A 23,852-nucleotide genomic window follows, 5' to 3' on the forward strand; every position below is an offset into this window, starting at 1 on the left:
TGCTTGTTTCGTTTTTACCACTTACAATGTTTTTAATATATTGGTTATGTTTACTAATTAGTATTGATTTTGGCTAATTAATAATAATATTATAGACAGTACTATTATTTTAACTTCCTATTATTCTCTATATAATTGAGAAGTTGTGAAAGGAAGGTTTTCATGAAAACATTTCGTCTAATTTCTATTGAAATTCTGGAGAAATCGGGTGATGAACTACAGAACAAAAAAATTGATATTTCTGCAGGATTAATTATTGACCGTGAAATTGACAAAGATCGATGGTTGATTGAGTGTTTAATTCCAAGATCTTATATGGATTTCTTTCAAAGCAAAAAGGATGAAGACCGTGAATTAGTCGTTCAAGTAAGGATATCTAAGGCTGAGAATCCGAAAGCTACCATTGTTGCAAAAATTAATTCTATTAATGATATTGAAGATGAAATAAACGTCATTCTAATTGGAAATTTGGTGAACCGTGAACGTGAGCAAATTGAGCAGATGTTACAGGAATTAATTGAAGCAGGTTATCAAGGGGCTTCTTTGCTAAAAAAATTTAAAGAGAAAAATCAGGAAAGCTTTTTCTAGACAAATATTGTGGCCAATCGGCGCAACATACTAAGCTAATTGTCATTATAAGCAGGAAATGTGGCGAATAAAGGAGAAACATCTTATGTATGGAGATCAAAAGGGGATCAGGGTTAAAAGAATATTCGACAAACTCTCTGTTGTACAACTTATTTCACTTTATTATTTAGCAGCTGTGACCCTTGTAACCATTTTTTTATCACTTCCGGTGGCTCATAAAGATGGTGTTAATTTAACGTTTATGGAAGTGCTTTTTACATCTGTTAGTGCCGTGAGTGTTACAGGCCTAACGGTCGTTTCCACTGCAGAATCTTTTAGTTTCTTTGGAGTTATTATTATCGCAATCGCCTTACAAATAGGTGGGCTAGGTGTCATGGCGCTAGGAACGTTAATTTGGTTAATACTAGGGCGCAAAATAGGTTTTAGAGAACGACGCCTCATCATGACCGACCAGAACCAACAATCAATATCTGGTATTGTTAGGCTTGTTAAAGATATGCTGATCTTAATTTTAACAATAGAATTTATTGGATTTATTATATTAGGGACTTATTATTTAAATTATTATGAATCTATTCTTGATGCTTATTATCACGGTTTTTTCTCAGCAATCAGTGCTGTTACGAATGGTGGTTTTGATATAACAGGATCTTCTTTACATATGTTTAGGCATGATTATTTCGTTCAGTTTTGTTCATATTCTATTAATTATTTCAGGAGCAATAGGGTTTCCTGTATTAATAGAAGTTAAAGAATACCTGAAAATATCGCCAGAAGAACGTAATATTAAACGTTTTTCACTCTTTACAAAACTAACAACATTAACTTATTTTGTATTATTGACTTTTCTTTTTGGTCGTCATTATATTAGAATTCAATCATTATATGGCTGATAAAAGTTGGCATGAGATTATATTTACAAGTTTATTTCAATCAACGACAGCACGTAGCGCCGGGTTATCTACAATGAACGTCAACGAATTTACAGAACAGACTCAACTATTCCTATCTAGTATGATGTTCATTGGTGCTTCTCCTAGTAGTGTCGGTGGGGGGTATTCGTACAACAACATTTGCATTAGTTATTATCTTCATACTTACGTTCGCAAGAGGTCAGACACATATCAAAATATTTGGCAGACAGGTTGAAGAAGAGGATTTATTTAAAGCCGTAGTCGTGACACTATTAGCTATTATCATGTTTTTATCAACAGTTATAGTGATAACTGCAGTTGAACCTTATTCATTAACAAGTATTATATTTGAAGTGAGTTCAGCATTCGGAACAACTGGATTATCTATGGGGGTCACGTCTGAGCTAACAACGTTTAGTCAAGTATTATTAATGATCTTAATGTTTATCGGAAGAATTGGACTACTGACATTTTTATTCAGTTTTAATAAGCAGAAAAGAAAAAGTAGTTATCGATATCCTAAAGAAAAAATTAACATTGGTTAGTTATCGAGGGGGCAAATTGTGGCTAGAGAGAATAGAGGGAGGACATTACAGCCAATCCATGATTGGATATTTGAACATATTTCAGATGCTGTTTTGTTCATCAACAAAGAGGGTCGGATCGTGGCGTCTAATAACCCAGCACATTCCTTATTAAATATAACAACCAGCAAGAGTCTCATCACAGAATATCTTAATTTAGAATCAATCGTTCCAAACAACGGAAAAGAAATAATGGTTCGTACAAAAGTTAAACCAGAAAAGCTTATTTTACTTCGAAGTATGCAAATAGGTGATCATGTATGTATGATTTTAAAAGAGGGCGGTTTACAAGCTAATAAAGAAGCGATATTTTATTCTTTAAATAACATTTTAAATGGTCCATATGAAGGTGTTGTTATGCATGATGGCGCTCAAATTATTGATTGTGATCAAGCGTTTGCTTCATTATCTGGATACAATAGAGAAGAGTTATTAGGAACAAATATATTAGATTTAATTGCTTCCCAAGATCATGAGAAGATGATTAGAAGTATCGAATCGACAGCAAATAAACCTTATTCAGTTAAAGGTGTAAAAAAGACGGAAGTGTGATCTATGTTGAAATTGTTCCAGAAACACTAGACATAGAAGAGGGCCAAATTAGAGTTGCTATCATAAGAAATATTACAGAGAGAGTAGAAAACGAGAAACAGATTGAATTTATGGCCTATTACGATGAATTGACTGATTTACCTAACCGAAATTATTTTCAAAAGGTACTCAACGATGAAATTAGGGCATCAGACATAGGACAAAAAAATATTGCTGTCCATTTTCTAGATTTAGATGACTTTAAACATATTAATGATACGCTAGGTTATCAGTTTGGCGATCAACTCTTAATTTCATTTGCCTCAAGGTTGAAACAACTTTTATTTGAAGATATATTTATCGCAAGAATGACCGGGGATGAATTCTTGATTTTACAAAGAAATATTAATCAAGAAGAGGACGCAACACAATTTGCTGAAAACTACTACAAATTTTTAAACAGCCATTGGATGTAAATGGGTATGAAATTTATACTTCAGTAAGTATAGGGATTAGTTTGTATCCATCATTAGGTAAAACGGCTTCTGAATTAATGAAACAAGCGGATATAGCCATGAATTTTATTAAGAAAGAAAATAAAAATGATTTTCTAATGTTTAAACGTTCGTTTACTGAGGGATTTAAAGAGCGACTAACATTAGAAACGGAATTGCATAGGGCTCTTGAAAATAAAGATTTTGTTTTACATTTCCAGCCGCAAGTTAATATAAAGAATAATGAAATTATAGGGTTAGAAGCATTATGTAGGTGGAACCACCCTAATAGAGGAATTGTTTCTCCAGGGGAGTTTATTCCTTTAGCTGAAAAGACGGGGCTGATTGTTGAACTAGGTGACTGGGTGATTAGAGAAGCGTGTAGACAAAATAAAATCTGGCAGGACTTAGGGCTACCTAAAGTAAAGGTGAGCGTTAACCTGTCGGCTAAACAGTTCCTACAGCGCGATTTAGTAGATAATATAGCTAATATATTAGACGAAACTGGACTAGAGCCCCAGTACTTAGAAATTGAAATTACTGAGAGTATGGCGATGACAAATGAAAAGTTTATCATTGAAAACGTTAAAAGGATTCAAAGAATTAGGGGTCAATGTGGCTTTAGATGATTTTGGAACAGGTTATTCATCTTTAAAATATTTAAGTCAATTCCCGTTAAGTAAATTAAAGATTGATCGGTTATTTATTCAAGAGAAAACTGAGCAAAACATCGCAATTGTTAAAACCATTATCCATTTATCGCACTCCTTAAATTTAAAAGTAATTGCAGAAGGTGTGGAGAATGAAGAAGACCTTAGTTTTCTAATTGAAGAAAATTGTGATGAGGTCCAAGGCTATTATTTTAGTAAGCCTGTCCCTGATACGAAAGTGAAAGAGTTATTTAGTAAAACATAGCAATGATCTGTAAAAAAAACACTGACCTTGTTTGAGTAAAAAGCAAGGTCAGTGTTTTGGTTATATTAATAATTAGCAGTAAAATGCTGCTCCTACAATGATGAGTAGGATAAACAATACAACAATTAACGCAAAATTGTTGAATCCACAGTGACCTCCAACATTACCTACGTTGCCTACATTTCCTAGATTACCCATGTTTCCCATATTGCCCATATTTCCTAAATTACCAGCGTTTCCACCGTACATGAAATCACCTCCATAAGCGCTTTCAGTTATGTATATGTATCCGCGTTTGTAATGCTAAGGATATTAACCTATATAAATGAAATAAAGAACGGCAAATGCCGTTCTTTTAAGATTGTTGATCAGATTGATTTTTTTAGGTTCTTCTTTAATTTCTTGTTCTGTTTTAGATAACAATTCCCGATTTAGCGATAATATTTTCAGTTGATCATTTTCGTAGCCAACAGTGAAGACAGATTTATAATGATGTGTCTCTAAAATTTCTTCATTTTTACGAATGGAGTGATCAGCGAATGCGGTAACCTTAATTGAATCTTCTTCAGGTTCACCCAGTTCAATATTTTGAACATTAATATTGATTGACTGAACACTTAAATCCCTAAAATCTTGATAGCTTCTTTTAATTTGTTCTTCACTGCCTAAAAGAGAATAGGCTGCAAAGTAATCTCTTACATTTAATGTATCGTAATAATAATTCACAATATACTCTGCGTCATTCCTTAATGAACTTGCATCCACTGATTGATAAGCTTTCGGGTCAATTTCAAAGTTTAATTCTTCATCATCTGCGACATCAGACCACATTTGAATCATGTCATATACTTGTGAGATCGGAATTGTGAAACCTATGTTACCATCTTTACTAGCTGCAGCATTAATTCCAATGATTAGACCAGTTTCTTTATGGATTAAAGGTCCGCCACTATTACCTTGAAGAATACTGGCTGAAATTTGATAAAGATTTTTGTATTCTGAGTTATTAACAGAAAAGCTTCTATTTTTTGCTGAAATAATCCCGTCAGTAAAAGTACCTGCATAACCGTGAGGAGACCCCACTGCAATGATTTCGTCTCCTATATTAGGTTCAAAATTAGGATTTATGTTAACTGAACCTTGATTTTTGAGTTGAGGCACTCGTAGTACTGCTATGTCTTTCTTTTCATTCATGTCGATTAAAGCTGCTGGGTAAGTAGATGTACCATCAGACGTTTTGACAAAAATATCTGTTGCATTATCTATACATGGGCATTCGTTACGATATCACCTTTGTCATTAAAAAGAAAACCGGATCCTTCACTTTCAGTTGAAGAACCAACTGCTTCAATTTGTACGACATATTTTTCTGCTTCATGGATGATCGTTTGTAGATCTTTCATTTCGTTATTGTTTTCATTTTCTACTACTTTGACCAAACCGTTTTCTGTTGCTAATACATCATCTTCCCAATAATTAAAGTATACAAATATAGCTAATAATCCCACTATTAAAGTGACTACTGAAAGACTGATGGGAAGGACTTTATTATTTTTACTAAGCATTGAATCAACTCCTATTGCCCTTCAAGAAACCATGATATCTTTTCAACAGTTATATCCACTTCTTCTTCTACATCGTAGTGAGTATACTCAAAATTCGCAGTTTCTTCTGGGTAAAGTGTCTCTGGATAAAGGAATGTTTCGTTCTCTAAAATCTGCTTGCCGTCTTTGTTTTGAAGAGAGTATTTGACTGATAATGAATAAATGGGAACTGTTGCAACACTTTTAAGCTCACCGCTAACTGTAATTTTGCCTTCATCGTTAAGCTTGGCTTCAATTGTCTTGATTTCAACAGCATCGTTCTCATTATTCTCTTGCTCAATTTCATATTGGTTTAAGGCTTGTTCTATTCGTTTGTTTTGCTCTGTTTCAAACGCGACCTGTTGTTTTTCAATCGTTGTTTTTAGACTTTTTAACTTTTCGTTGTCTGGAACGTATCTTAAAGCATCTTTTACAATTGCTAAAGCAGATGAAAATTGATTTTCATTTAATTCTTTGTTAGCACGGTTGAAAGAATGGTTTACGATACGTTCTTTCATCTGATTTTCTAATTTATCAGCATCCTCAGAATCGATGGATTCGATTTGCCAGAGTTGAATTTTCAAATCGTCAATTCCATTATCTTCGTCTAGTGAACTTCGAACTTGCTCGATTTTAATTTCATTTCGTTTATCAACAATATTTGATAGTAATAGATTCACAACTTCTCCGTCATAGTTTTTCAATCTGCTTTCAATATCATTTGTTAGATTCATAGCTTGTTGGTAAGACTCAGCTTTAATCAATTTATCAATTTCATTCAATGATTTTTGTATGTTAATTGCAATGTCCATAAATTCAAGGTTTTGCTGGGCAGCTTTATAATTACTCTTGAAATCTAGTGATTGCTCAAAGTGATCTTTTGCATTATTAAATTGGCCTTCTAAAGCTAATTCAACCCCGTCTTGATAAGTTGCTTTTGCTTGATCTTGTTGATATTCTAAGTAAAAATGAATAGCAATGGCTAGAATTAATGTGAAAATTAAAGTAGATATTGGCACAAGCCACCATTTATTAAACCCTTGGGGCTCTTTTTCTTCATCAAATCGGTTTTTATATCTTCTGGTAGATGGATGCCGCAAGATACACAATATTGTTCACCTTCATGTGTTTTAGCACCGCATTTCGGGCAGTAGTGCATAGTTAATCACCTTATCTGTCTTTTATTTAAAAGGGTTCTACATTATTTTACATCAATTCGATTCATAAAAAACGAATATATATGATATAATTTATTTGTTAAAATAATAATAACTAATAACATTATAAGTCAGAGGAGGATTACTATAATGGAAATAGCAATGGGTATCATCAGTTTAGCATTATTAGCAACTTTTATTGGTTATTGTGTATTCGACAATGCTAAACATTAAATTTATAATTACTTACAATTAATTGGACGTATGAGCCGTGTGGAATGTTTCAAGCATTCCACACTTTTTTTTATTTCTTTTCGATTATAAAGTTGAAAGGGGGATGAGGGGTATGGCAAGTCAAGTTAAGACAAGTACTCAATTGCAGTTGGTTTTTAACGCAGGAGTTGATGAAGAAGGTAAGGCAATTATTAGAAGAAGTCTTACAATCAAATTAATATGGATTCAACTCCAGATCAGTTATTTGCGGTTGGTGAGGCATTAGGTTCCTTACAAACATTCACCTTGCTAAACATCGTACGCAATGAGTCATTTGATTTAAATGAAGTCTAAAACATTATTCTTGAGGAAGGAGTGGAACATAATTGGCTAAACGACTTGAATTAAAATTTAAGACTGAGTTAGGTTCAGTAGCAACTATATCGCTTGATAATCCAATCGACCCTGCAGATCCTGTAGCGGTGAAAAATGCAATGGATACCATCATTGCTAATAATGTTTTCACATCAAGTGGTGGTCCTTTAGTTGCGATTGATACTGCTCAAATTGTTGATCGTACTGTCACAGAGATTTCTCTAGTATAAGTCTGAAAAAGGCCTTGTTATAAGGCCTTTTTCTATTAGCGAAAAGGGGTGAAGGTAATGGAAACTTGGGTGAACTGGATTCCTGAAGTGGGCTTTCCTATTCTGGTTACATTTTATTTATTGCACAGAATAGAAAAGAGGCTAGAAGAGTTGAATGAATCCATCCTTCGGTTACCCGATCATCTAATATAAAAAAACACCCGAAGCTCCGTAGTTACGGTTAGTTACGGTTAGTTTCGGGTGTTTTATTTACTATCTTGTTAAAGACACTTGATCAAAAGGATAAATCACAATCTCTGACCTTCCAATGATATCATCTTCATGGATGTACCCTAATCCATTTCGGCTATCTTTACTAATATCGCGATTGTCTCCCATTACAAAGTAATGGTTAGCCGGTACTTTTTCAGGTCCGAAATCGGATGTTTCATTACGCTGATTAGGAGGTAAGAAACCCTGATCTACTTCATTACCGTTAATATACAATACTCCATTTTTAACTTGGACGGTCTCATTAGGTAATCCAATAACCCTTTTAACATAGTTCTTATTAGGATGCTGGATAATGACGATATCACCTCTAGAGGGTTCGTCAAATAAATATATCGCTTTATTAAAAATGACTCGTTCGCCATTATGTAATGTAGGATCCATACTTGTTCCTTCTACTATAGAAGTTGCAAACACATAAGACCTTAGAAAAAACGCTAATACAACGGCTATAATAATTGCTTTGGTCCATTCCCATATCTCTTTTTTCAAGGAAATCTCCCTCTCAACTCAGTTCTTTATTATATATCCTACCACAATATTTTACGTATGTAGCAACAAATTCATTATAATTATTTTACATGATGTTAAATTGAGTTTAAAATGATTAAAATTACACACTTTTATGATAATTTGTAGTAAGATATAACTATTCATTAAAGCTTGTACAGCAGTAGAAAAGACCTTTGTAGTCAAGTAAGGAGGAACAAGCACAGTGTCGTCTTACAACCAATTACAACAGCTGCAACAAGATATTGAAAAACTGAGGAATCATATGATCAATATTGCGTCTGAATATGGCTACACTAGTCATGAGTCGATCAAGGTGTCGCAACAGTTAGACACTTTGTTAAATGAATATCAGTTCTTAAAGAATCATGAAAAAAGGTAACTTAAGCCTATCTTGTTTGTTGACTAAGCAAAAACTCTTCCAATCTGTCCAGTCCTTCTTTTAATACCTCTTCATGATAAGCATATGATATTCTCATATAACCCTGACCATACGAGGAAAACGCGTCACCAGGTACAAGGGCTAATCCGGCATGGTCAACTAAGGTTATTCCAAAATCAAATGATGATTGCCCGGGTGGAGTTAATTTAGGAAACACATAAAAAGCTCCATCCGGCTTAACGACATCAACCCCCATATGTTCTAGCCGATTAACTATATAATCTCTTCTCTTTAAGTAAGCTTCTCTCATTGTTTTAGGATCCTCAAGACCATTATTCATTGCTTCTAAAGCAGCATATTGACTTGTTGAAGTGGCACACGAAACATTATATTGATGAACCTTTAATACATGTTTCATAACATTAGAATCACCCATAAGAAAACCAATTCTAAATCCCGTCATTGAATGAGACTTTGAAACTCCTTGAACAATAAGCGTTTGTTTTCTAACCTCATCAAATGCACCAATCGAAACATGAGGTTTTTCGAAAGTTAGTTCATGATAAATCTCATCTGCAAGAATAAAGACTGGTTGATCTTTTAATAATTGTGCAATGTCTCGTAGCTCGTCCTTTGTTAAACTAACGCCAGTAGGATTCGATGGGTATGGCAAAATGACACATTTAGTTTTTGAAGTTAAATGTTTCTCAATGAGATCTGATGTAAATTTAAAGTTGTGCTCTCTTGTATCTACATAGACTGGTTTCCCGCCAGCCAACTTAATCAAAGGTTCGTATCCAGGGTAAACTGGTCCTGGTAGAAGTACTTCATCACCAGGTTCAATAATCGTTCTTAATGTAATATCTATTGCTTGAGAGGCACCGACTGTTATAATGACTTCTTCGTCCGGCTTATATTGAAGCTGATATTGTTCACTAACATAGTCTGAAACAGACTTTCTTAGTTCAGGTATGCCCGCATTAGGCGTGTAGGTTGTAAAGTTCTGATCAAGTGATTGTTTTGTAGCTTCTTTAATATGATTGGGCGTCTTAAAATCAGGCTGGCCAATGGTTAATGAGACAATATCTTTTTTGCCTTGAACTAAGTTAAAAACTTTCTAATTCCTGAGATCTCAATATCTTTAACATTTTGGTTTAAATATTCTTCCATGTTTAATTCACCATGCTTTCTAATTAAAAAATTTCTATTAACGATATCATCAGTAATATACCTAGAATAAAAGAATGGGTAGCAGGTCGTTCATGACCGTCGCCATGACTTTCAGGTATTAATTCCTTATAGATAATAAACAACATGGCCCCTGCTGCGAATGCTAGTCCATACGGTACTAATCCATCCAGTAAGTTTGTTAAATAGTAACCTAAAAGAGCGGTTAATACTTCTACAAGCCCAGTTAAAGAAGCTATGATGAACGCAGTCATCCTTTTATATTTTGATGAATTAAAATAATCCTACTAAAAATCCTTCCGGTGCATTTTGAGTACCAATGGCAATGGCAACCACTTCTCCCAAACCTTCTTTACCACTAGCATAACTGACTCCTGTTGCTAAACCTTCTGGAATGTTGTGAAGTGTAATGGCTGCAATTATAAGCATTGCCTTTTGGTCAATTTTTATTGATTGATTTAAGTTTTCAACGTGTATATGTGGGATGGAATGTTCCAATAATGATAATACAGTTGCTCCGATGATTAAACCGATCGCTAATTGTGTCAGAGTCCCATAGTTTAAAGCTTCTGGTATCAGGCTTAATAAGGCAGCAGCTAACATGACACCTCCCGCAAATGCGAGCAATATGTCGCGCCATTTATGGGTTAATCTTTTGATAAATAGTACAGGAATAGCACCAACACCAGTTGCTAGACCGGCAAGTAAACTTCCAAGTATGACGTCACTCATGTTGAGAACCCTTTCATCATATAAGGTAGGAGTGGATTAAAATGTTTCAAAATCCAATGATAATTGAATATTTGTATAGAAGTCTAATCTTCTTAATTTTAATATTTTGTGCATATTTAATATTAAAGCCCATTATTTTAAAATTAATTAAACGAAAATGTATTTACACATTAAATTATTTAATCATCTCATTATGTACGACGAGCATGACATTAACTGTTTTAGCACTCACAAATTCTTACTCAAACGATGTGCATGAACTAAAAGAAGTTCTTGGTTCACTATGGATTGCTATTTTAATTCTAGGTATGATCTTTTTCATAACATTCGTAGCTAAAATTTATCACAATATTTTAGAAACAAAATATTTCTACTTAAGACCATTAGTCTAATCTTCACAACTGTGACATATTACATTAACATATAGGGAGAGAGGGGGATTCGTACATGGAAGTGATTTTTGGGGTCTTATTTTTGTGTTTTATTAATATTATTAAATATCATTACTAGCATTTGGGCTTACCGAGATTCTATAAGAAAAGGTAATAGTAAGGAATACGCTATTATTGTACTTATTGGTACATTGTTTTTCCAATTATTGGATTGATTGTTTATTTAATTATAAGAAATGATTAAAAAATAGTCTGGCATATATCGCCAGACTATTTTTTATAATGATTTAAGTATTCTATAATTTTCTCAACTTCCTCAAAAGAGGTTCCATTAAAACGATTAATCATCTTTCCTTCAGGTGACACAAGCATAAAAGAAGTGCCGTGTGTTACTTGATCTTCACCATCAACTTTTGATACTAGTGCTTTAAATGAATTAGATGCAAAGCTTTCAATGTCTTCTTGTGTATATCCCGTTAGAAAATCCCAGTTACTATAATCAGCACCATGTTTATCCCCAAAGGCTTTTAGCGCTTCTGGGTTATCGTTATGAGGGTCTACTGAGAATGAAACTAGTCTTATATCTAGTCCTTCTTCGTCAAGACGTTGTTGTAATTTTGCCATGTTAGCTGTCATTGGGGGGCATACTGTTTCACAATTTGTGAAAATTAAGTCTGCTACCCAGTATTCACCTTTTAAATCCTCTAAAGAAACAGTTTGTCCATCCTGATTAGTAAAACTGAAATCTTGCACTTCTTGGTCGTACTGTGGTTTAATTTCCTGATTTTCTTCACTTTGCTTCTCATCACCTTGAGCGCTATCACTTCCACAAGCGGACATCAAGGCAATAATCGACAAAGTGAAAAATAATATACTAAACTTTTAATCAATGTATTCACGCTCCAATCAATATCCAACTTTATTCTAGCACTTTTATATGTTGAATATAACAAATAGAACCTGCCATTTTTAACAATTCCTTGACAAGATCTTAAACAGAGTTTGATTGAAGTGTATAAACATTAATCTCAGGCCGGCATAGAAAACGAAAAGGCAACCTAGTTGTACCTAATCCTCTAGAAACATAAAGCTTTAATGGACGTTCTCCTAATTCAAAGGAGCCTTCCACGTATTCTGTTCCTAAGTGAGGCGTCACAATATATCCGATAAAAGGAAGCTGAATTTGCCCTCCATGACTATGACCTGATAGCTGCAAGTCAAATGGGTAGTTTGTCATAGTTTTAGCAAAGTCCGGCTCATGACATAGAAGAACATTGAATTGCTCTTTTTCTGCATTTGGAATTAAAGTAGAAGGTTCTGGTTTGCCTAATAAGATGTCATCTAATCCAGATAGATTAATATAGTCTTGATTGATTGAGATTTTAGTCGTTTCATTTTGTAATAATTTGAACCCACTATCCTTCATAACTTCTCTAATGTGATCCGTTCCATATCCGCCATGGTCGTGATTACCGTAAATCCAATACTTACCGTAAGGAGCTTTGATTTTGGACATTACACTGATAATTTCTTGATAAGTAAATTCCTCCATTTTCGATGGGTTATCTGTTAGATCCCCTGTGAAAACGACTAAATCAGGGTTCTGATTATTAACAGTATTTATTAATTTTCTTAGCTCTTTTACTTTATATTGAAAACCTATATGCGTATCAGTAATTTGAACGATTTTAAAGTCATTAAAAGATTTAGGGATGCGTTTTGATTTAACAACTGATTGAACAATATTTAGCCACCTGGGCTCCACATCGTGTGCATAGTAATAACCACCGTAAGACAGGCCTATAACACTTAATGTTCCGAATGTTAAACGTTTTAAAAAAATGTCTTCTAGATACTTTCTCGCTCATGTTGTTCATCCTCTTTTTTAAACCTTAAATTCATTATAGCATGGTTTTTTCGGTTAAGATATGAGATAATAATTAGAAAATGAATAAGTATTCAGTATTAACAGAAAAGTTTTTGAAGGAGGAGTATGTATGAAAGACGAAGTCGTGATCGTTACTGGTGGAACTAGTGGAATGGGGAAATACATGGCACAGAAATTTGCGAACGAAGGTGCTAGAGTCGTCATTACTGGCCGAAACCAAGAACGTCTTGATCAAGCGAAAGAAGATATTCAAGGTGGACAAAATTTATCTGTTAAAACCGTTATGATGGATGTTAGAAGTACTGAAGATGTTGAGCGAATGGTAAAAGAGACCGTAGAGGAATATGGTGCAATTCACCATTTAGTGAATAATGCTGCGGGTAACTTTATAGCCCCAATTGAAAAATTGTCTTATAATGGCTGGAATGCCGTTATCGATATTGTGCTGAACGGAACTTTTTTACTGCAGCCATGCGGTTGGAAAGCACTGGATAGATAACGGAATTAAAGGAAATATTGTGAACATGGTAGCTACATATGCTTGGGATGCGGGTCCTGGAGTGGCGCATTCTTCTGCAGCGAAAGCAGGTGTACTTAACCTGACTCGCACGTTAGCAGTAGAGTGGGGGAGAAAGTATGGCATTCGATCAAATGCCATTGCACCAGGGCCAATTGACAGAACAGGTGGAGCAGATAAACTGTGGGAATCTGAAGAAGCAGCTAAACGAACATTGAACTCTGTCCCTTTAGGACGACTAGGTGAGCCAGAAGAGATTGCTGATTTAGCTTACTTTATCTTAAATGACGCTAAGTATATGAATGGTGAAGTTGTAACGCTAGATGGAGGACAGCATCTTAATCAATATCCTTTTTAATAACATGGAAATGGCTACGAGTTATTTATCAACTTCGTAGCCATTTTTGTAATAAGGAACCCCTTATAGGGCAGGATATATTTAATTATACTAGCACTATATAAAACAAGATAGCGAAGAAATGAAATGCGCTTCCTGCTATTACGAATAAGTGCCAAACTGCATGATGATACGGAAAGCCTCTCCACATATAAAAAATGCTTCCTACACTATAAAAAATCCCACCAATTATTAAGTAAATGAGTCCTCTAACCTCCATCTCTGCAGCTAGTGGATCCCATACAAAAACTATAAACCAACCTAACAATATATAAATTAATGTAGAGATAACCATAAATCTTTTAACAAAAAAGATTTTAAATATGATTCCTAGAATGGCAACACCCCAAATGACCCCAAATAATGTCCAACCGATTTGTCCTCTAAGCAGAACTAATAAGATGGGTGTATACGTTCCAGCTATAAATAAATAGATCGAAGAGTGGTCAATAAATAAAAAGATGTCTTTTGCCCGCCCATCCTTTAAGGCATGAACAATTGTTGATGATAAATACATGATTAACATTGTTACGCCATAAACTGTAACTGATACGACGTGCCAAACATTACCGTGAATCGAAGCAAAAACTATTAAAATAACCAGTCCGGCAATGCTAAGGAGTGCTCCTAGTCCATGTGTAAATGCATTAACGGCTTCTTCTTTACGAGTAAATTCGTGTGACAAATCAAAATCCCTCTTTTCTCTTTCTGTTGTTTATTATAAATGAAATCGGGTATAAAAAGTAGGCGCGAGTTATACCTTTTTGTGTATTTATGTTAAAATGTACGTTGGGTGTTACTCCTGTGCTAAATAAGGAGGAGAGTATATTGTTAGATTTATCGAGTTTCGATTTATCAACGATACCAGTAACTGAAGATATGATTGACGCTGAAAAAAGTCGCACATGTTCAACTAAAGAATCCGCTAGAGCATGCATTGCTAGTGTTAACGAAAACTGGATACAATGCTGTACCAGTATTAGATTTAGATGGGAAATTTTGCGGAATTATTAGCAAATCAGACATAGTTGAAGCGATGTTTGGAATAGAAAAAATCGAAGTTGAACAATTATATTCCAAAACAGTAGAAGATGTTATGAACGTTGATATTCCAACCGTACATGTATCAGATTCACTTGAGAATGTGTTACATGTATTAATCGATTATTCATTTGCCTGTGTGTTAGATGACCGAGAGCGAATGGTTGGAATTTATACACGAAGAGAGATGCTTAAGCAATTAAGAAACGAATATTACCAACAACGTAGTTAAGACTTGTCAAAGATTTTAACCTTTTGATAAAGTAAAGTAAAACTGTTTAATGGAGGATTCAACATGAAAATGATGGATGCGAATGAAATTATTCAATTTATTTCAGATGCAAAAAAATCTACACCAGTTAAAGTGTATATCAAAGGTAAAAAGCTAAGTAGTATCGAATTTAGCGAAGGAATTCAAGCGTTTTGTTGATGAACAAACAGGAGTTATTTTCGGCGAGTGGAAAGTAGTGAAAGAAGAACTAGAACGTTTTAGTCATCTAATTGATGATTACGTAGTAGAAAACGATCGTCGTAACTCAGCTATTCCATTATTGGATTTAAAAAACATAAATGCACGTATTGAACCAGGAGCGATCATTCGTGATCAAGTTGAAATTGGTGATGGGGTCGTTATTATGATGGGAGCATCCATCAATATTGGTTCTGCAATTGGTGAAGGTACAATGATTGATATGAATGCTGTATTAGGCGGTCGTGCAACAGTTGGTAAAAACTGTCATATTGGAGCGGGGTCTGTACTAGCCGGAGTTATTGAACCGCCTTCTGCTAAACCAGTTGTTATTGAGGACGGCGTAGTTGTAGGAGCAAACGCGGTTATTTTAGAAGGAGTAACAGTAGGGGAAGGTGCAGTTGTCGCTGCTGGTGCAATTGTAACTGAAGATGTACCTCCAAATACGGTTGTCGCTGGTACACCAGCTAAAGTGCTTAAAGAAATTGATGACCAAACAAAATCCAAAACTGAAATTATGAGTGCATTAAGAAAGCTAGACGATTAATATGAACTAAAGCGGAATCTTAACAGGTTCCGCTTTTTTTAAAACTTATTCATAAAAATGTAGAAAGGTCGATTAATAGATGAGTGATCAGTGGTTAACAATCAGGAGAGAATTACATAAAATTCCCGAAATTGGTTTTAAGGAATTTAAGACACAACAATATTTATTAAATTATATTCATTCGTTACCTCAAGAGCACATAACAGTAGAAACATGGAGAACGGGGGATATTTGTATTTGTTGAAGGAACTGTTGGAAACAAAACGATAGCTTATCGCACTGATATCGATGGATTACCAATGAAGAGAATACAGAACTAGAATATGCATCGGAACACGATGGATATATGCATGCTTGTGGTCATGACTTTCACATGACAATTGCACTTGGAGCGTTGACCGATATAGTTATCAAAAGACCTAAAGATCACGCATTATTTCTTTTTCAACCAGCAGAAGAAGGGCCTGGCGGAGCAGAGCCAATGCTGCAAAGTGAACCTATGAAAACATATAGTCCAGATGCGATCTTTGCTCTACATATTGACCCGAAACTACCTGTTGGTACCGTGAGTTCAAAGCCGGGCCTTCTTTTTGCTAATACAAGTGAGTTGTTTATAGACTTTAGAGGTAAAGGTGGCCATGCAGCTTATCCTCATGAAACAAAAGATATGATTATGGCTGCAAGTACATTTAACATTCAGTTACAACAGATTGTTAGTAGAATGCGTGACCCTCTAAAACCAGCTGTTGTCACATTAGGGAAAATGCAAGCTGGAACTGTTCAGAATATTATTGCTGAACATGCACGTGTCGAAGGAACGATTAGAACGATTCATCCTGATTCAATGCAGTTAATAAAAGATGGAATTGAACGAATATTAAGTGGGATCGAAACTAGGTTTGACTGTGAAACTTCTGTTGATTATGGAGCAAATTATTACATGGTTCATAATGATGAAGGTCTTGTTGGTCAATTTAAAAAGTCACTTGAAGGTACGTCAATTCATTACGTTGATGCACCTGAGGCAATGACTGGTGAAGACTTTGGTTATTTCCTTAAAGAAATTCCTGGGTTTATGTTTTGGTTAGGTGTGGATTCACCTTATGGTTTACATCATAGTAAGCTGAATCCTAATGAAGACGCGATATCAGTTGGGATTGAAGCCGTTACAGGAACAATTAGATCGGTGTAAAGTAAGAAGAAGTTTTAGATAAATAAAGAAATGCCCGCATTTTTGAACTGTACCCTCGAAAGTGGACAGTTTTAAAAAAGCTAGGCAGCTAAAAGATGATCTCGATACTGATTCGGGTTCATTTTTTGGCTCTACAGTATTTGTTGGAGTGTAGGTTATCTTCTGATAACTTGATAAAATACTTGAGGTTAACCTTTCAGGTTAGGCCTTCCCTTTCCTCGGGCGACCCGCGAGCCTCCTCGAACTCCACTAACGTTTCGTTCTGCGGGGTCTCGCCTGGCTCGCTTTCCCGCAGGAGTGTCAGGCCAACCTGAAATACAAAAAGTGTAATCAAAATAATATCACGACAATCAACGAATGGTCCGCAACATTTGGGTTTTGTTCGAGTAGGTCCGTTTGGTTAGCATTATAATTTGTTTTACTCAATCTATAGTAAATCTTAAGCATTGGAAATACACGAGACTCCTACGGGACGGCACGAGCTGAGGGCCACAGGATGTGGGTCAGTTCGGCGTTGCAACAAGGATGTTGCGATTAAATTCATTATAACAGTGATAGTTAAATAACATAACAAACCCCAGTTAGGGACTTTTATTAATTAGTCCACTAACTGGGGTTTAGTTCATTTAAGTAGAGTTAACGGGCATTTCTTTTTATTTTTACAACTAATTTTTGACAACCGTAATTTAATTATAACGTTCTTTTTGCAGCTTGCTGAATTGGGTCCCATACGCCGTTAAAAGGCGGGGCATAGGAGAGGTCTAAATCTAATAACGCAACTGTCGTCATGTTATGGAATAATGCTGTCGCTAATACATCAATACGCTTATCCACACCTTTATGCCCAATTATTTGGCCGCCTAATAGATGCTTCGTTTCTTTTTCAAACACTAACTTAACCGTTAACGTTTCTTCATCAGAATAATAACCTGCAACGGGCCTTGTCGTTATGGTGACAGAGTCATAATTAAGTGATAAATCGTTAGCTTCTTTCTCAGATAAACCAGTACGACCAATCTGTAAATCTAAAAATTTCAATATAGATGTTCCAGTCATTCCTTTAAACGTTACTGATTCACCAGCTAAGTTTTGACCAGCAATCATCCCTTGTTTGTTCGCATGAGTTCCTAACGGGACATAATCATTTTTCTGCTTAACTTTATTAAATTGAGACGCGCAGTCACCTGCTGCATAAACATCTTTAACGTTGGTTTGCATGTATTCATTAACGATTAGTTCACCTATTTCACCAAATTCAAATTCGTCGTTTTAGGAATTGAGTGTTCGGTTTAATCCCAATTGATACAATGGCTAAGTCAGTCGGGTATTCATTTTGATCTGTTATGACTTTCTCTACTTTTTCGATTCCTGAAAAACCAGTTACTGATTCACCGAAGACAACATTAATGTTTTGTTTTCAGCTTCGTTATGAATTAATTTAGCCATATCTGAATCAAATGGGCTCATCAACTGATGCCCTCTCTGAATTATGGTCACGTTTTTTCCAATTTCCTTAAAGTTTTCTGCCATTTCTAATCCAATATAACCACCACCAACAATGGTGACATTTTTGACATCTTTCTTTAAATAACTGAGGATGTCTTTTGTGTCAGGGATCGTTTTGACATGAAAAATACCAGATAAATCAATGCCATCCCAATTCGGATTGACGGGACTAGCACCACTAGCTATTAGTAGTTTGTCGTATTCATATTTAAATGGCTCGCCAGTTGTAGTAATGGTACCATGTACTTCTTTATTATCCTGATCGACGTTAGTTACATTATGGTTAATTTTAGCATTAATTCCATATTTGTTTCTAAACGTCTCAACACTTCTAGCAATAACATCTTCAGGCTCATCCACAATCCCGCTAATGGTATAAGGTAAACCACACTGTCCATATGAGTATATCTCGCCACGCTCTAGAACAGTTATGTCATGATTTTGTTTAGCTCTAACAATTTGCATAGCTGCACTCATTCCTGCAGCATCTCCACCTATGATGACATACTTCATTGAACCACTCCTTATGAAAAAGCCTGCTCTTAATGAACAGGCCAAATTTAAAGTATATAAGTCCATCTACTTTATTAATATACCACATAACGTATTTTTAAAATCTTCTCGGTCTTAGGTCTGATTTAAATTCGTTCTATGTGTTGACGTAAAAAGTTACTATTTGTCTTAGGATAATTATTATAAATTTTTAATTTTTTCTCTAAAAGGGGTAGAATTTTATTTCGGAACTCGGTATATTTATAAAAGTACTAATTTTTCTAAATTAGTGCTTTCATAGCTTAAAAAGGGGGAACATCATGGATACGTTTTAAGAAGCTAAAAGATTTTTATTGGCCTTATAAGCGGTTTTTCTTCATATCGTTAATTTCATTATTCTTCGTGGTCATTATTACGGTTGTTTATCCAATCGTAATCCAAATTACAGTTGACCGTGTAATAGGTGAAGAAAATTACAGCTTAGTTCCAATGTTGTGTTTAGCATTTTTAGGATTAATGGTATTAAAATCAGTCGCAACATTCTTTCATCAATATATGGGGGATTATTTTGGAATTTCAGCAGTTTTTAATTTAAGAGATGCATTATATAAAAAGTTACAGCGTCTATCATTTCATTATTATGATAATGCCAAAACAGGGGACCTAATGTCCCGTTTGACTGCGGACGTAGAATTGTTCCGCTTTTTCCTGTCTTTTGGTTTTTCAGAATTAATTAGAATTATTTTACTCGTCTTATCTAGTGTTTCAGTTATGTTCTATTATTCAGTGCCACTTGCATTAGCAACGATGGCATCCATGCCTTTTTTAATAGTCATCGTTATGAAATTTGATAAACGAGTGCATCCCGCCTTTAGAGGGATCCGTAAATCATTTGGTCGTTTAAACACACGTGTCCAAGAGAATATTTCAGGTATGAACACAGTTAAATCATTATCTCGAGAAGATTTTGAGATTGGTCGCTTTTCAGATAAAGGTGATAACTACCGTCAACATTATTTAGATACAGCTAAAATCTGGTCGAAATACTTTCCGTTAATGGAGTTCATGGGTAATATCTCAGTTGTAGTTTTACTAGCCTTTGGTGGTTACCTGTACATGAATGGATCAATATCGATTGGTGTCATTGCAGCCTACTTTAACTTAATCTGGTACTTAGTTGGTCCACTTATGAACTTTGGTTTCGTTGTTAACATGTTCTCTCAATCTAAAGCATCTGGGGAGCGTTTGTTAGAAATTCTAGAATCTGAAGATGAAATTAAAGATGCAACAAGTCCTATTGAGAGTAAAAACGTTAAAGGCCATATTGCATTTAACGATGTCACTTTAACTTATGTTGAGGACGACGATGAGGCGCTTAAAAATGTATCATTTGATGCACCTCCAGGAAAGACCATTGGTTTAATCGGTGCGACTGGTTCAGGTAAAACAAGTATTACACAATTGATTACAAGATTCTATGAACCAGAGCAAGGTGAGGTTCTTTTAGATGGCAAACCAATTTCAGATTATTCCTTAAAAGATATGAGAAAGCACATAGGCTTCGTCTTACAAGAGCCATTTTTATTTTCTACATCGATTAAGGATAATATTGCTTACGGTAATCCTGAGGCTTCAATGGATGAAATTATTGATGCCGCAAAACGAGCTCAAGCACATGACTTTATCATGGAGATGCCTAATGGATATGATACGTTACTTGGTGAACGAGGTATGGGTCTATCTGGAGGTCAGAAGCAACGTATATCTATTGCGCGCGCGATTCTAATAAACCCTAAAGTTCTTGTATTAGACGATGCTACTTCAGCTGTAGATATGGAAACAGAGTTTAAGATTCAAAAAGCGCTAAGAAGTGATGAAAGGACGCACAACATTCATTATTGCGCATCGTATTTCATCACTAAAGCACGCTGATGAAATTTTAGTACTCGAGGATGGAAATATTGTAGAACGCGGTAAACATGAAGAGTTATTAAGTAATGGAGGACCGTATCAACGAATCTACGACATACAGTATCAAGATAAGGAAGCGATTTTGGGAAAGACTAAACAGCACGCTTAAGGGGGGGAGACATATGGCAGAAACGATGAAGGCAAAGAGCCCTCATTTAAAGAGATTTCGTTACACTCAAGATATTCCAGTTGATAAGCCTTTTAACTGGCAGCAACTTGTAAGATTACTTAAATACGTTAAGCCGTATGCAAAAACAGTACTGCCAATTGCGGTTATTGCTATGCTTATCTCGACAGTGGTAAGGCTTGCAGTACCGATCATTATTGGTACTTATATTGTTGATCAGGTATTACCAAGTGGAGATTATAATTTACTCATACAATTTGTAATTGGTATAGCGGTTATGTATTTATTAAGCTATATTGGAAATGCCGTAAGAATTAAATATGTCAATATATTAGGTCAGAACGTCGTATATGATTTAAGACATCATTTGTTTTCGCATGTACAAAGACTTTCAAATCGGTTTTTCGATAATCGTTCAGCAGGAAGTATCATTGTGAGAATTATGAATGATATTAACTCACTGCAAGAATTATTTACAAATGGGATTATTAACTTATTAATGGATATTATCACATTGATCAGTATTGTGGTCATTTTACTTGTGATTAGTCCTAAGCTGGCATTAGCGTGATGGTCATTATCCCAATCATGTTCTATATTTCAACTAAACTTAGAAAAAACATTCGTCGTTCATGGCAACAAGTACGAATTCAGCAATCTCGTGTTAATTCACACTTAAACGAGAGCATTCAAGGTGTAAGAATCACCCAATCATTCTCACAAGAGGATAATAATACTGAATACTTCCATGGTGTTAATGAGGAAACCTTCCAAAGCTGGAATGTAGCAACTAGAAAAAGTGCTATGTTTAGACCGTTTGTTGAAATGAGTAACGCTTTTGGAACGATTATTCTTGTTGCTTATGGTTCATATTTAATTATTAATGATCCTGCTGTAACGCTAGGTGTATTTATCTCATTTACGTTCTTTATCGGTATGTTTTGGGAACCAATTTCAAGGTTGGGCCAAATGTATAATCAATTACTAATGGCCATGTCAGCATCTGAACGTATCTTTGAATTTTTAGATGAACAACCGAATGTTAAAGAAAAAGAAAATGCCATTGAACTAGATGATATTAAAGGACACATAGTGTTTGATCAAGTTCAGTTCTCTTATGATGAAGACAGAATTGCTCTTCATGAAATCTCTTTAGAGATGAAGCCAGGTCAAACCGTTGCTTTAGTTGGACACACAGGGTCAGGTAAATCTACAATTGCTAATTTAATAAACCGTTTCTATGATCCCACTAAAGGGGCCGTTAAAATTGATGGTGTTGATTTACGGGATGTTAAATTAGATGGTTTAAGACAAAATATTAGTGTCGTTTTACAAGATACTTTTATTTTCTCAGGAACGATTATGGAAAATATTAGATTCGGTAGACCTGATGCTTCCGATGAAGAAGTTATCGAAGCTGCCAAAGTTGTTGGTGCTGATGATTTATTCAAAGATTAGCTGATGGCTATGAAACAGAGGTAGAAGAAAGAGGGAATATTCTATCAGCCGGTGAAAGACAGTTATTATCATTTGCTCGGGCATTGTTAGCAAATCCGAAAATCATAATCTTAGATGAAGCTACAGCAAGTATTGATACAGAAACAGAAGTTAAGATTCAAAATGCACTTAAGAAATTGTTAAAAGGGCGTACAGCAATCATTATTGCCCACAGACTATCAACGATACGTGACTCTGATAACATTATTGTGTTAGAACATGGACGTATTTTAGAGCAAGGAGACCATGATGAACTGATGAAAAAACAGGGAGAGTATTATGGTTTAGTTAAATCGCAATTCCAAATGCTCGATCAGCTTTAAAACAAGACGCAACCGTGGTAATACGCGGTTGTGTCTTGTGAATTTTATGCATTTATATAATAAAAATTCAGATCAATAATTTAGATACAAACCAATGGAAATATGGTAGACTTGTTGTCAGATATAGCTTTAGGAGGAACAAAATATGAGTAAGTTATATGGTGTCATTGGCTTAGGTCGTTTCGGTGGAAGTATTTGCAAGGAACTGAGTAAAGAAGGTAAAGAGGTTCTTGCTTTAGACCTAGATGAAGATAAAGTGAATGAATACAAAGAGATCGCTTCAGATTCAGTGATTGCTGATTCTACAGATGAAATGGCTTTAAAAGAATTAGGCTTTAGAAACATAGATCATGTGATTGTAGCTATTGGTGATAATATTCATGCAAGTATTTTAACGACATTACTTTTAAGAGAAATTGGTGTCAAACGAATTACTGTAAAAGCTCAAAACGATTATCATGAGAAAATCTTAGAAAAGATTGGCGCTGATGATATTGTTCACCCTGAACGTGACATGGGAAAACGAATTGCCCATAGTATTATCTCAAGTAATGTGTTAGATTATCTTGAGTTATCAGATGAATACAGCGTCGTTGAGATTAAAGCAGGGGAGAAAATGCAAGGTAAGACATTAATGGAGTTAGATATTCGGGCTAAGTTTGGGTGTAACGTTGTTGCGATAAAGCGCGGAAAAGAAATTAATGTATCTCCAATGGCGAATGAGAAAATTTTATATGATGATGTACTAATAATTATCGGTGCAGATAAAGATATATCAAGGTTTGAGAAAGCACTTGTAATTGAAGATGATTAATATAAGAAAAAAC

18 protein-coding genes and 11 pseudogenes are annotated in these 23,852 nt (G+C 35.0%); 18 read left to right on the plus strand and 11 right to left on the minus strand.

The genetic code is table 11. The features are described 5' to 3' along the window. Positions 1 to 162 precede the first annotated feature (162 nt). The 6 genes and pseudogenes from JCM13188_RS14590 to JCM13188_RS14610 all read left to right on the plus strand — a co-directional run. On the plus strand, positions 163 to 588 hold the full coding sequence (locus tag JCM13188_RS14590) for a YwpF family protein (protein ID WP_054754728.1): 426 nt from the start codon (positions 163 to 165) through the stop codon (positions 586 to 588). 85 nt (positions 589 to 673) lie between these two features. Next, the gene (locus tag JCM13188_RS19625) at positions 674 to 1,339 is read left to right on the plus strand and encodes a potassium transporter TrkG (RefSeq protein ID WP_279401930.1); all 666 of its coding nucleotides are present in this window, start codon (positions 674 to 676) and stop codon (positions 1,337 to 1,339) included. 134 nt (positions 1,340 to 1,473) lie between these two features. Beyond that, positions 1,474 to 1,575, plus strand: a pseudogene (locus JCM13188_RS19630) (hypothetical protein); the annotation flags it as partial. 40 nt (positions 1,576 to 1,615) lie between these two features. Further along, positions 1,616 to 2,047 carry a potassium transporter TrkG gene (locus tag JCM13188_RS19635; protein ID WP_279401931.1) on the plus strand — a complete coding sequence of 144 codons (432 nt, stop codon included), beginning with the start codon at positions 1,616 to 1,618 and terminating at the stop codon, positions 2,045 to 2,047. A gap of 18 nt (positions 2,048 to 2,065) precedes the next feature. Further along, positions 2,066 to 2,638 carry a PAS domain-containing protein gene (locus tag JCM13188_RS14600; RefSeq protein WP_054754729.1) on the plus strand — a complete coding sequence of 191 codons (573 nt, stop codon included), beginning with the start codon at positions 2,066 to 2,068 and terminating at the stop codon, positions 2,636 to 2,638. A 110-nt stretch (positions 2,639 to 2,748) separates the two neighbouring features. After that, positions 2,749 to 4,026 (plus strand): annotated as a pseudogene (locus tag JCM13188_RS14610) (putative bifunctional diguanylate cyclase/phosphodiesterase); the annotation flags it as partial. Positions 4,027 to 4,098: 72 nt separating this feature from the next. Here JCM13188_RS14610 and JCM13188_RS19640 read toward each other — a convergent pair. The 4 genes from JCM13188_RS19640 to JCM13188_RS14630 all read right to left on the minus strand — a co-directional run bounded on the left by JCM13188_RS19640 (position 4,099) and on the right by JCM13188_RS14630 (position 6,718). Further along, complete coding sequence (locus JCM13188_RS19640) at positions 4,099 to 4,275, minus strand: YjcZ family sporulation protein (protein ID WP_377329719.1); 177 nt, start codon at positions 4,273 to 4,275, stop codon at positions 4,099 to 4,101. A 63-nt stretch (positions 4,276 to 4,338) separates the two neighbouring features. Then, entirely contained in the window at positions 4,339 to 5,292 is a 954-nt protein-coding gene (locus tag JCM13188_RS14620; RefSeq protein WP_369405074.1) for a S1C family serine protease, read from the minus strand. Further along, a complete protein-coding gene (locus JCM13188_RS14625; RefSeq protein WP_054754734.1) occupies positions 5,289 to 5,591 on the minus strand; it encodes a hypothetical protein in 303 nt (100 codons plus the stop codon). Before JCM13188_RS14625 ends, JCM13188_RS14620 begins: the two co-directional genes overlap by 4 nt. An 11-nt stretch (positions 5,592 to 5,602) precedes the next feature. Beyond that, on the minus strand, positions 5,603 to 6,718 hold the full coding sequence (locus tag JCM13188_RS14630; protein WP_279401932.1) for a hypothetical protein: 1,116 nt from the start codon (positions 6,716 to 6,718) through the stop codon (positions 5,603 to 5,605). Positions 6,719 to 7,112: 394 nt separating this feature from the next. On the opposite strand from JCM13188_RS14630, the pseudogene JCM13188_RS19645 reads away from it, so the two are divergent. The 3 genes and pseudogenes from JCM13188_RS19645 to JCM13188_RS19650 all read left to right on the plus strand — a co-directional run bounded on the left by JCM13188_RS19645 (position 7,113) and on the right by JCM13188_RS19650 (position 7,776). After that, positions 7,113 to 7,333 (plus strand): annotated as a pseudogene (locus JCM13188_RS19645) (DUF1659 domain-containing protein). A gap of 32 nt (positions 7,334 to 7,365) precedes the next feature. After that, a complete protein-coding gene (locus JCM13188_RS14635; RefSeq protein WP_054754736.1) occupies positions 7,366 to 7,584 on the plus strand; it encodes a DUF2922 domain-containing protein in 219 nt (72 codons plus the stop codon). Between the two features lie 57 nt (positions 7,585 to 7,641). Beyond that, a complete protein-coding gene (locus tag JCM13188_RS19650) occupies positions 7,642 to 7,776 on the plus strand; it encodes a YvrJ family protein (RefSeq protein ID WP_279401934.1) in 135 nt (44 codons plus the stop codon). A 60-nt stretch (positions 7,777 to 7,836) separates the two neighbouring features. Here the strand turns inward: JCM13188_RS19650 and lepB are convergent, their stop codons facing one another. Then, complete coding sequence (gene lepB, locus JCM13188_RS14640) at positions 7,837 to 8,346, minus strand: signal peptidase I (protein WP_369405071.1); 510 nt, start codon at positions 8,344 to 8,346, stop codon at positions 7,837 to 7,839. A 223-nt stretch (positions 8,347 to 8,569) separates the two neighbouring features. Between lepB and JCM13188_RS19655 the strand changes: the two genes are divergently transcribed. After that, positions 8,570 to 8,746, plus strand: coding sequence for a Spo0E family sporulation regulatory protein-aspartic acid phosphatase (locus tag JCM13188_RS19655; protein WP_279401935.1), 177 nt, complete (start codon positions 8,570 to 8,572; stop codon positions 8,744 to 8,746). A gap of 7 nt (positions 8,747 to 8,753) precedes the next feature. Here the strand turns inward: JCM13188_RS19655 and JCM13188_RS14645 are convergent. Beyond that, a pseudogene (locus tag JCM13188_RS14645) lies at positions 8,754 to 9,916 on the minus strand (aminotransferase A). Positions 9,917 to 9,939: 23 nt separating this feature from the next. Then, a pseudogene (locus JCM13188_RS14650) lies at positions 9,940 to 10,666 on the minus strand (ZIP family metal transporter). Between the two features lie 41 nt (positions 10,667 to 10,707). On the opposite strand from JCM13188_RS14650, the gene JCM13188_RS14655 reads away from it, so the two are divergent. Further along, positions 10,708 to 11,058 (plus strand): hypothetical protein, encoded by a 351-nt coding sequence (locus JCM13188_RS14655; RefSeq protein ID WP_054754738.1) that lies wholly within the window; start codon positions 10,708 to 10,710, stop codon positions 11,056 to 11,058. 270 nt (positions 11,059 to 11,328) lie between these two features. Here JCM13188_RS14655 and JCM13188_RS14660 read toward each other — a convergent pair whose 3' ends face one another. Together JCM13188_RS14660 and JCM13188_RS14665 are read right to left on the minus strand one after the other, a co-directional pair. Next, positions 11,329 to 11,916: an SCO family protein gene (locus JCM13188_RS14660; RefSeq protein WP_054754739.1), complete on the minus strand. Its 588-nt coding sequence runs from the start codon at positions 11,914 to 11,916 to the stop codon at positions 11,329 to 11,331. A 133-nt stretch (positions 11,917 to 12,049) separates the two neighbouring features. Then, a complete protein-coding gene (locus tag JCM13188_RS14665; protein WP_279401936.1) occupies positions 12,050 to 12,823 on the minus strand; it encodes a metallophosphoesterase in 774 nt (257 codons plus the stop codon). 232 nt (positions 12,824 to 13,055) lie between these two features. Here JCM13188_RS14665 and fadH point away from each other — a divergent pair. After that, a pseudogene (gene fadH, locus JCM13188_RS14670) lies at positions 13,056 to 13,821 on the plus strand (2,4-dienoyl-CoA reductase). A gap of 85 nt (positions 13,822 to 13,906) precedes the next feature. Here the strand turns inward: fadH and trhA are convergent. Continuing rightward, the gene (trhA, locus tag JCM13188_RS14675) at positions 13,907 to 14,545 is read right to left on the minus strand and encodes a PAQR family membrane homeostasis protein TrhA (RefSeq protein ID WP_054754740.1); all 639 of its coding nucleotides are present in this window, start codon (positions 14,543 to 14,545) and stop codon (positions 13,907 to 13,909) included. 258 nt (positions 14,546 to 14,803) lie between these two features. Here trhA and JCM13188_RS14680 point away from each other — a divergent pair, with 258 nt between their 5' ends. The 3 genes and pseudogenes from JCM13188_RS14680 to JCM13188_RS14690 all read left to right on the plus strand — a co-directional run bounded on the left by JCM13188_RS14680 (position 14,804) and on the right by JCM13188_RS14690 (position 17,109). Then, entirely contained in the window at positions 14,804 to 15,133 is a 330-nt protein-coding gene (locus JCM13188_RS14680) for a CBS domain-containing protein (RefSeq protein WP_279401937.1), read from the plus strand. A gap of 63 nt (positions 15,134 to 15,196) precedes the next feature. Further along, a pseudogene (gene dapD / locus JCM13188_RS14685) lies at positions 15,197 to 15,917 on the plus strand (2,3,4,5-tetrahydropyridine-2,6-dicarboxylate N-acetyltransferase). Between the two features lie 79 nt (positions 15,918 to 15,996). Further along, positions 15,997 to 17,109, plus strand: a pseudogene (locus JCM13188_RS14690) (N-acetyldiaminopimelate deacetylase). A 690-nt stretch (positions 17,110 to 17,799) separates the two neighbouring features. Here JCM13188_RS14690 and JCM13188_RS21860 read toward each other — a convergent pair. Then, positions 17,800 to 19,128, minus strand: a pseudogene (locus JCM13188_RS21860) (FAD-dependent oxidoreductase). A 303-nt stretch (positions 19,129 to 19,431) separates the two neighbouring features. Between JCM13188_RS21860 and JCM13188_RS14700 the strand changes: the two are divergent. From JCM13188_RS14700 to JCM13188_RS14710, 3 genes and pseudogenes are all read left to right on the plus strand, one after another. Continuing rightward, positions 19,432 to 21,187 (plus strand): annotated as a pseudogene (locus JCM13188_RS14700) (ABC transporter ATP-binding protein). 13 nt (positions 21,188 to 21,200) lie between these two features. Then, positions 21,201 to 23,025, plus strand: a pseudogene (locus JCM13188_RS14705) (ABC transporter ATP-binding protein). 145 nt (positions 23,026 to 23,170) lie between these two features. Then, entirely contained in the window at positions 23,171 to 23,839 is a 669-nt protein-coding gene (locus JCM13188_RS14710) for a potassium channel family protein (protein WP_054754741.1), read from the plus strand. Positions 23,840 to 23,852 lie beyond the last annotated feature (13 nt).

The sequence above is a fragment of the Piscibacillus salipiscarius JCM 13188 genome (genome assembly GCF_001311865.1).
Classification (GTDB): Bacteria; Bacillota; Bacilli; order Bacillales; family Alkalibacillaceae; genus Piscibacillus; species Piscibacillus salipiscarius.

Bases quoted from the DNA above. Each gene is read 5' to 3' on its own strand.
- JCM13188_RS19640 (WP_377329719.1), bottom strand. From the start codon at position 4,275: ATGTACGGTGGAAACGCTGGTAATTTAGGAAATATGGGCAATATGGGA.
- JCM13188_RS14625 (WP_054754734.1), bottom strand. From the start codon at position 5,591: ATGCTTAGTAAAAATAATAAAGTCCTTCCCATCAGTCTTTCAGTAGTC.
- JCM13188_RS14710 (WP_054754741.1), top strand. From the start codon at position 23,171: ATGAGTAAGTTATATGGTGTCATTGGCTTAGGTCGTTTCGGTGGAAGT.
- JCM13188_RS19650 (WP_279401934.1), top strand. From the start codon at position 7,642: ATGGAAACTTGGGTGAACTGGATTCCTGAAGTGGGCTTTCCTATTCTG.
- JCM13188_RS14655 (WP_054754738.1), top strand. From the start codon at position 10,708: ATGTTTCAAAATCCAATGATAATTGAATATTTGTATAGAAGTCTAATC.
- JCM13188_RS19625 (WP_279401930.1), top strand. From the start codon at position 674: ATGTATGGAGATCAAAAGGGGATCAGGGTTAAAAGAATATTCGACAAA.
- JCM13188_RS14590 (WP_054754728.1), top strand. From the start codon at position 163: ATGAAAACATTTCGTCTAATTTCTATTGAAATTCTGGAGAAATCGGGT.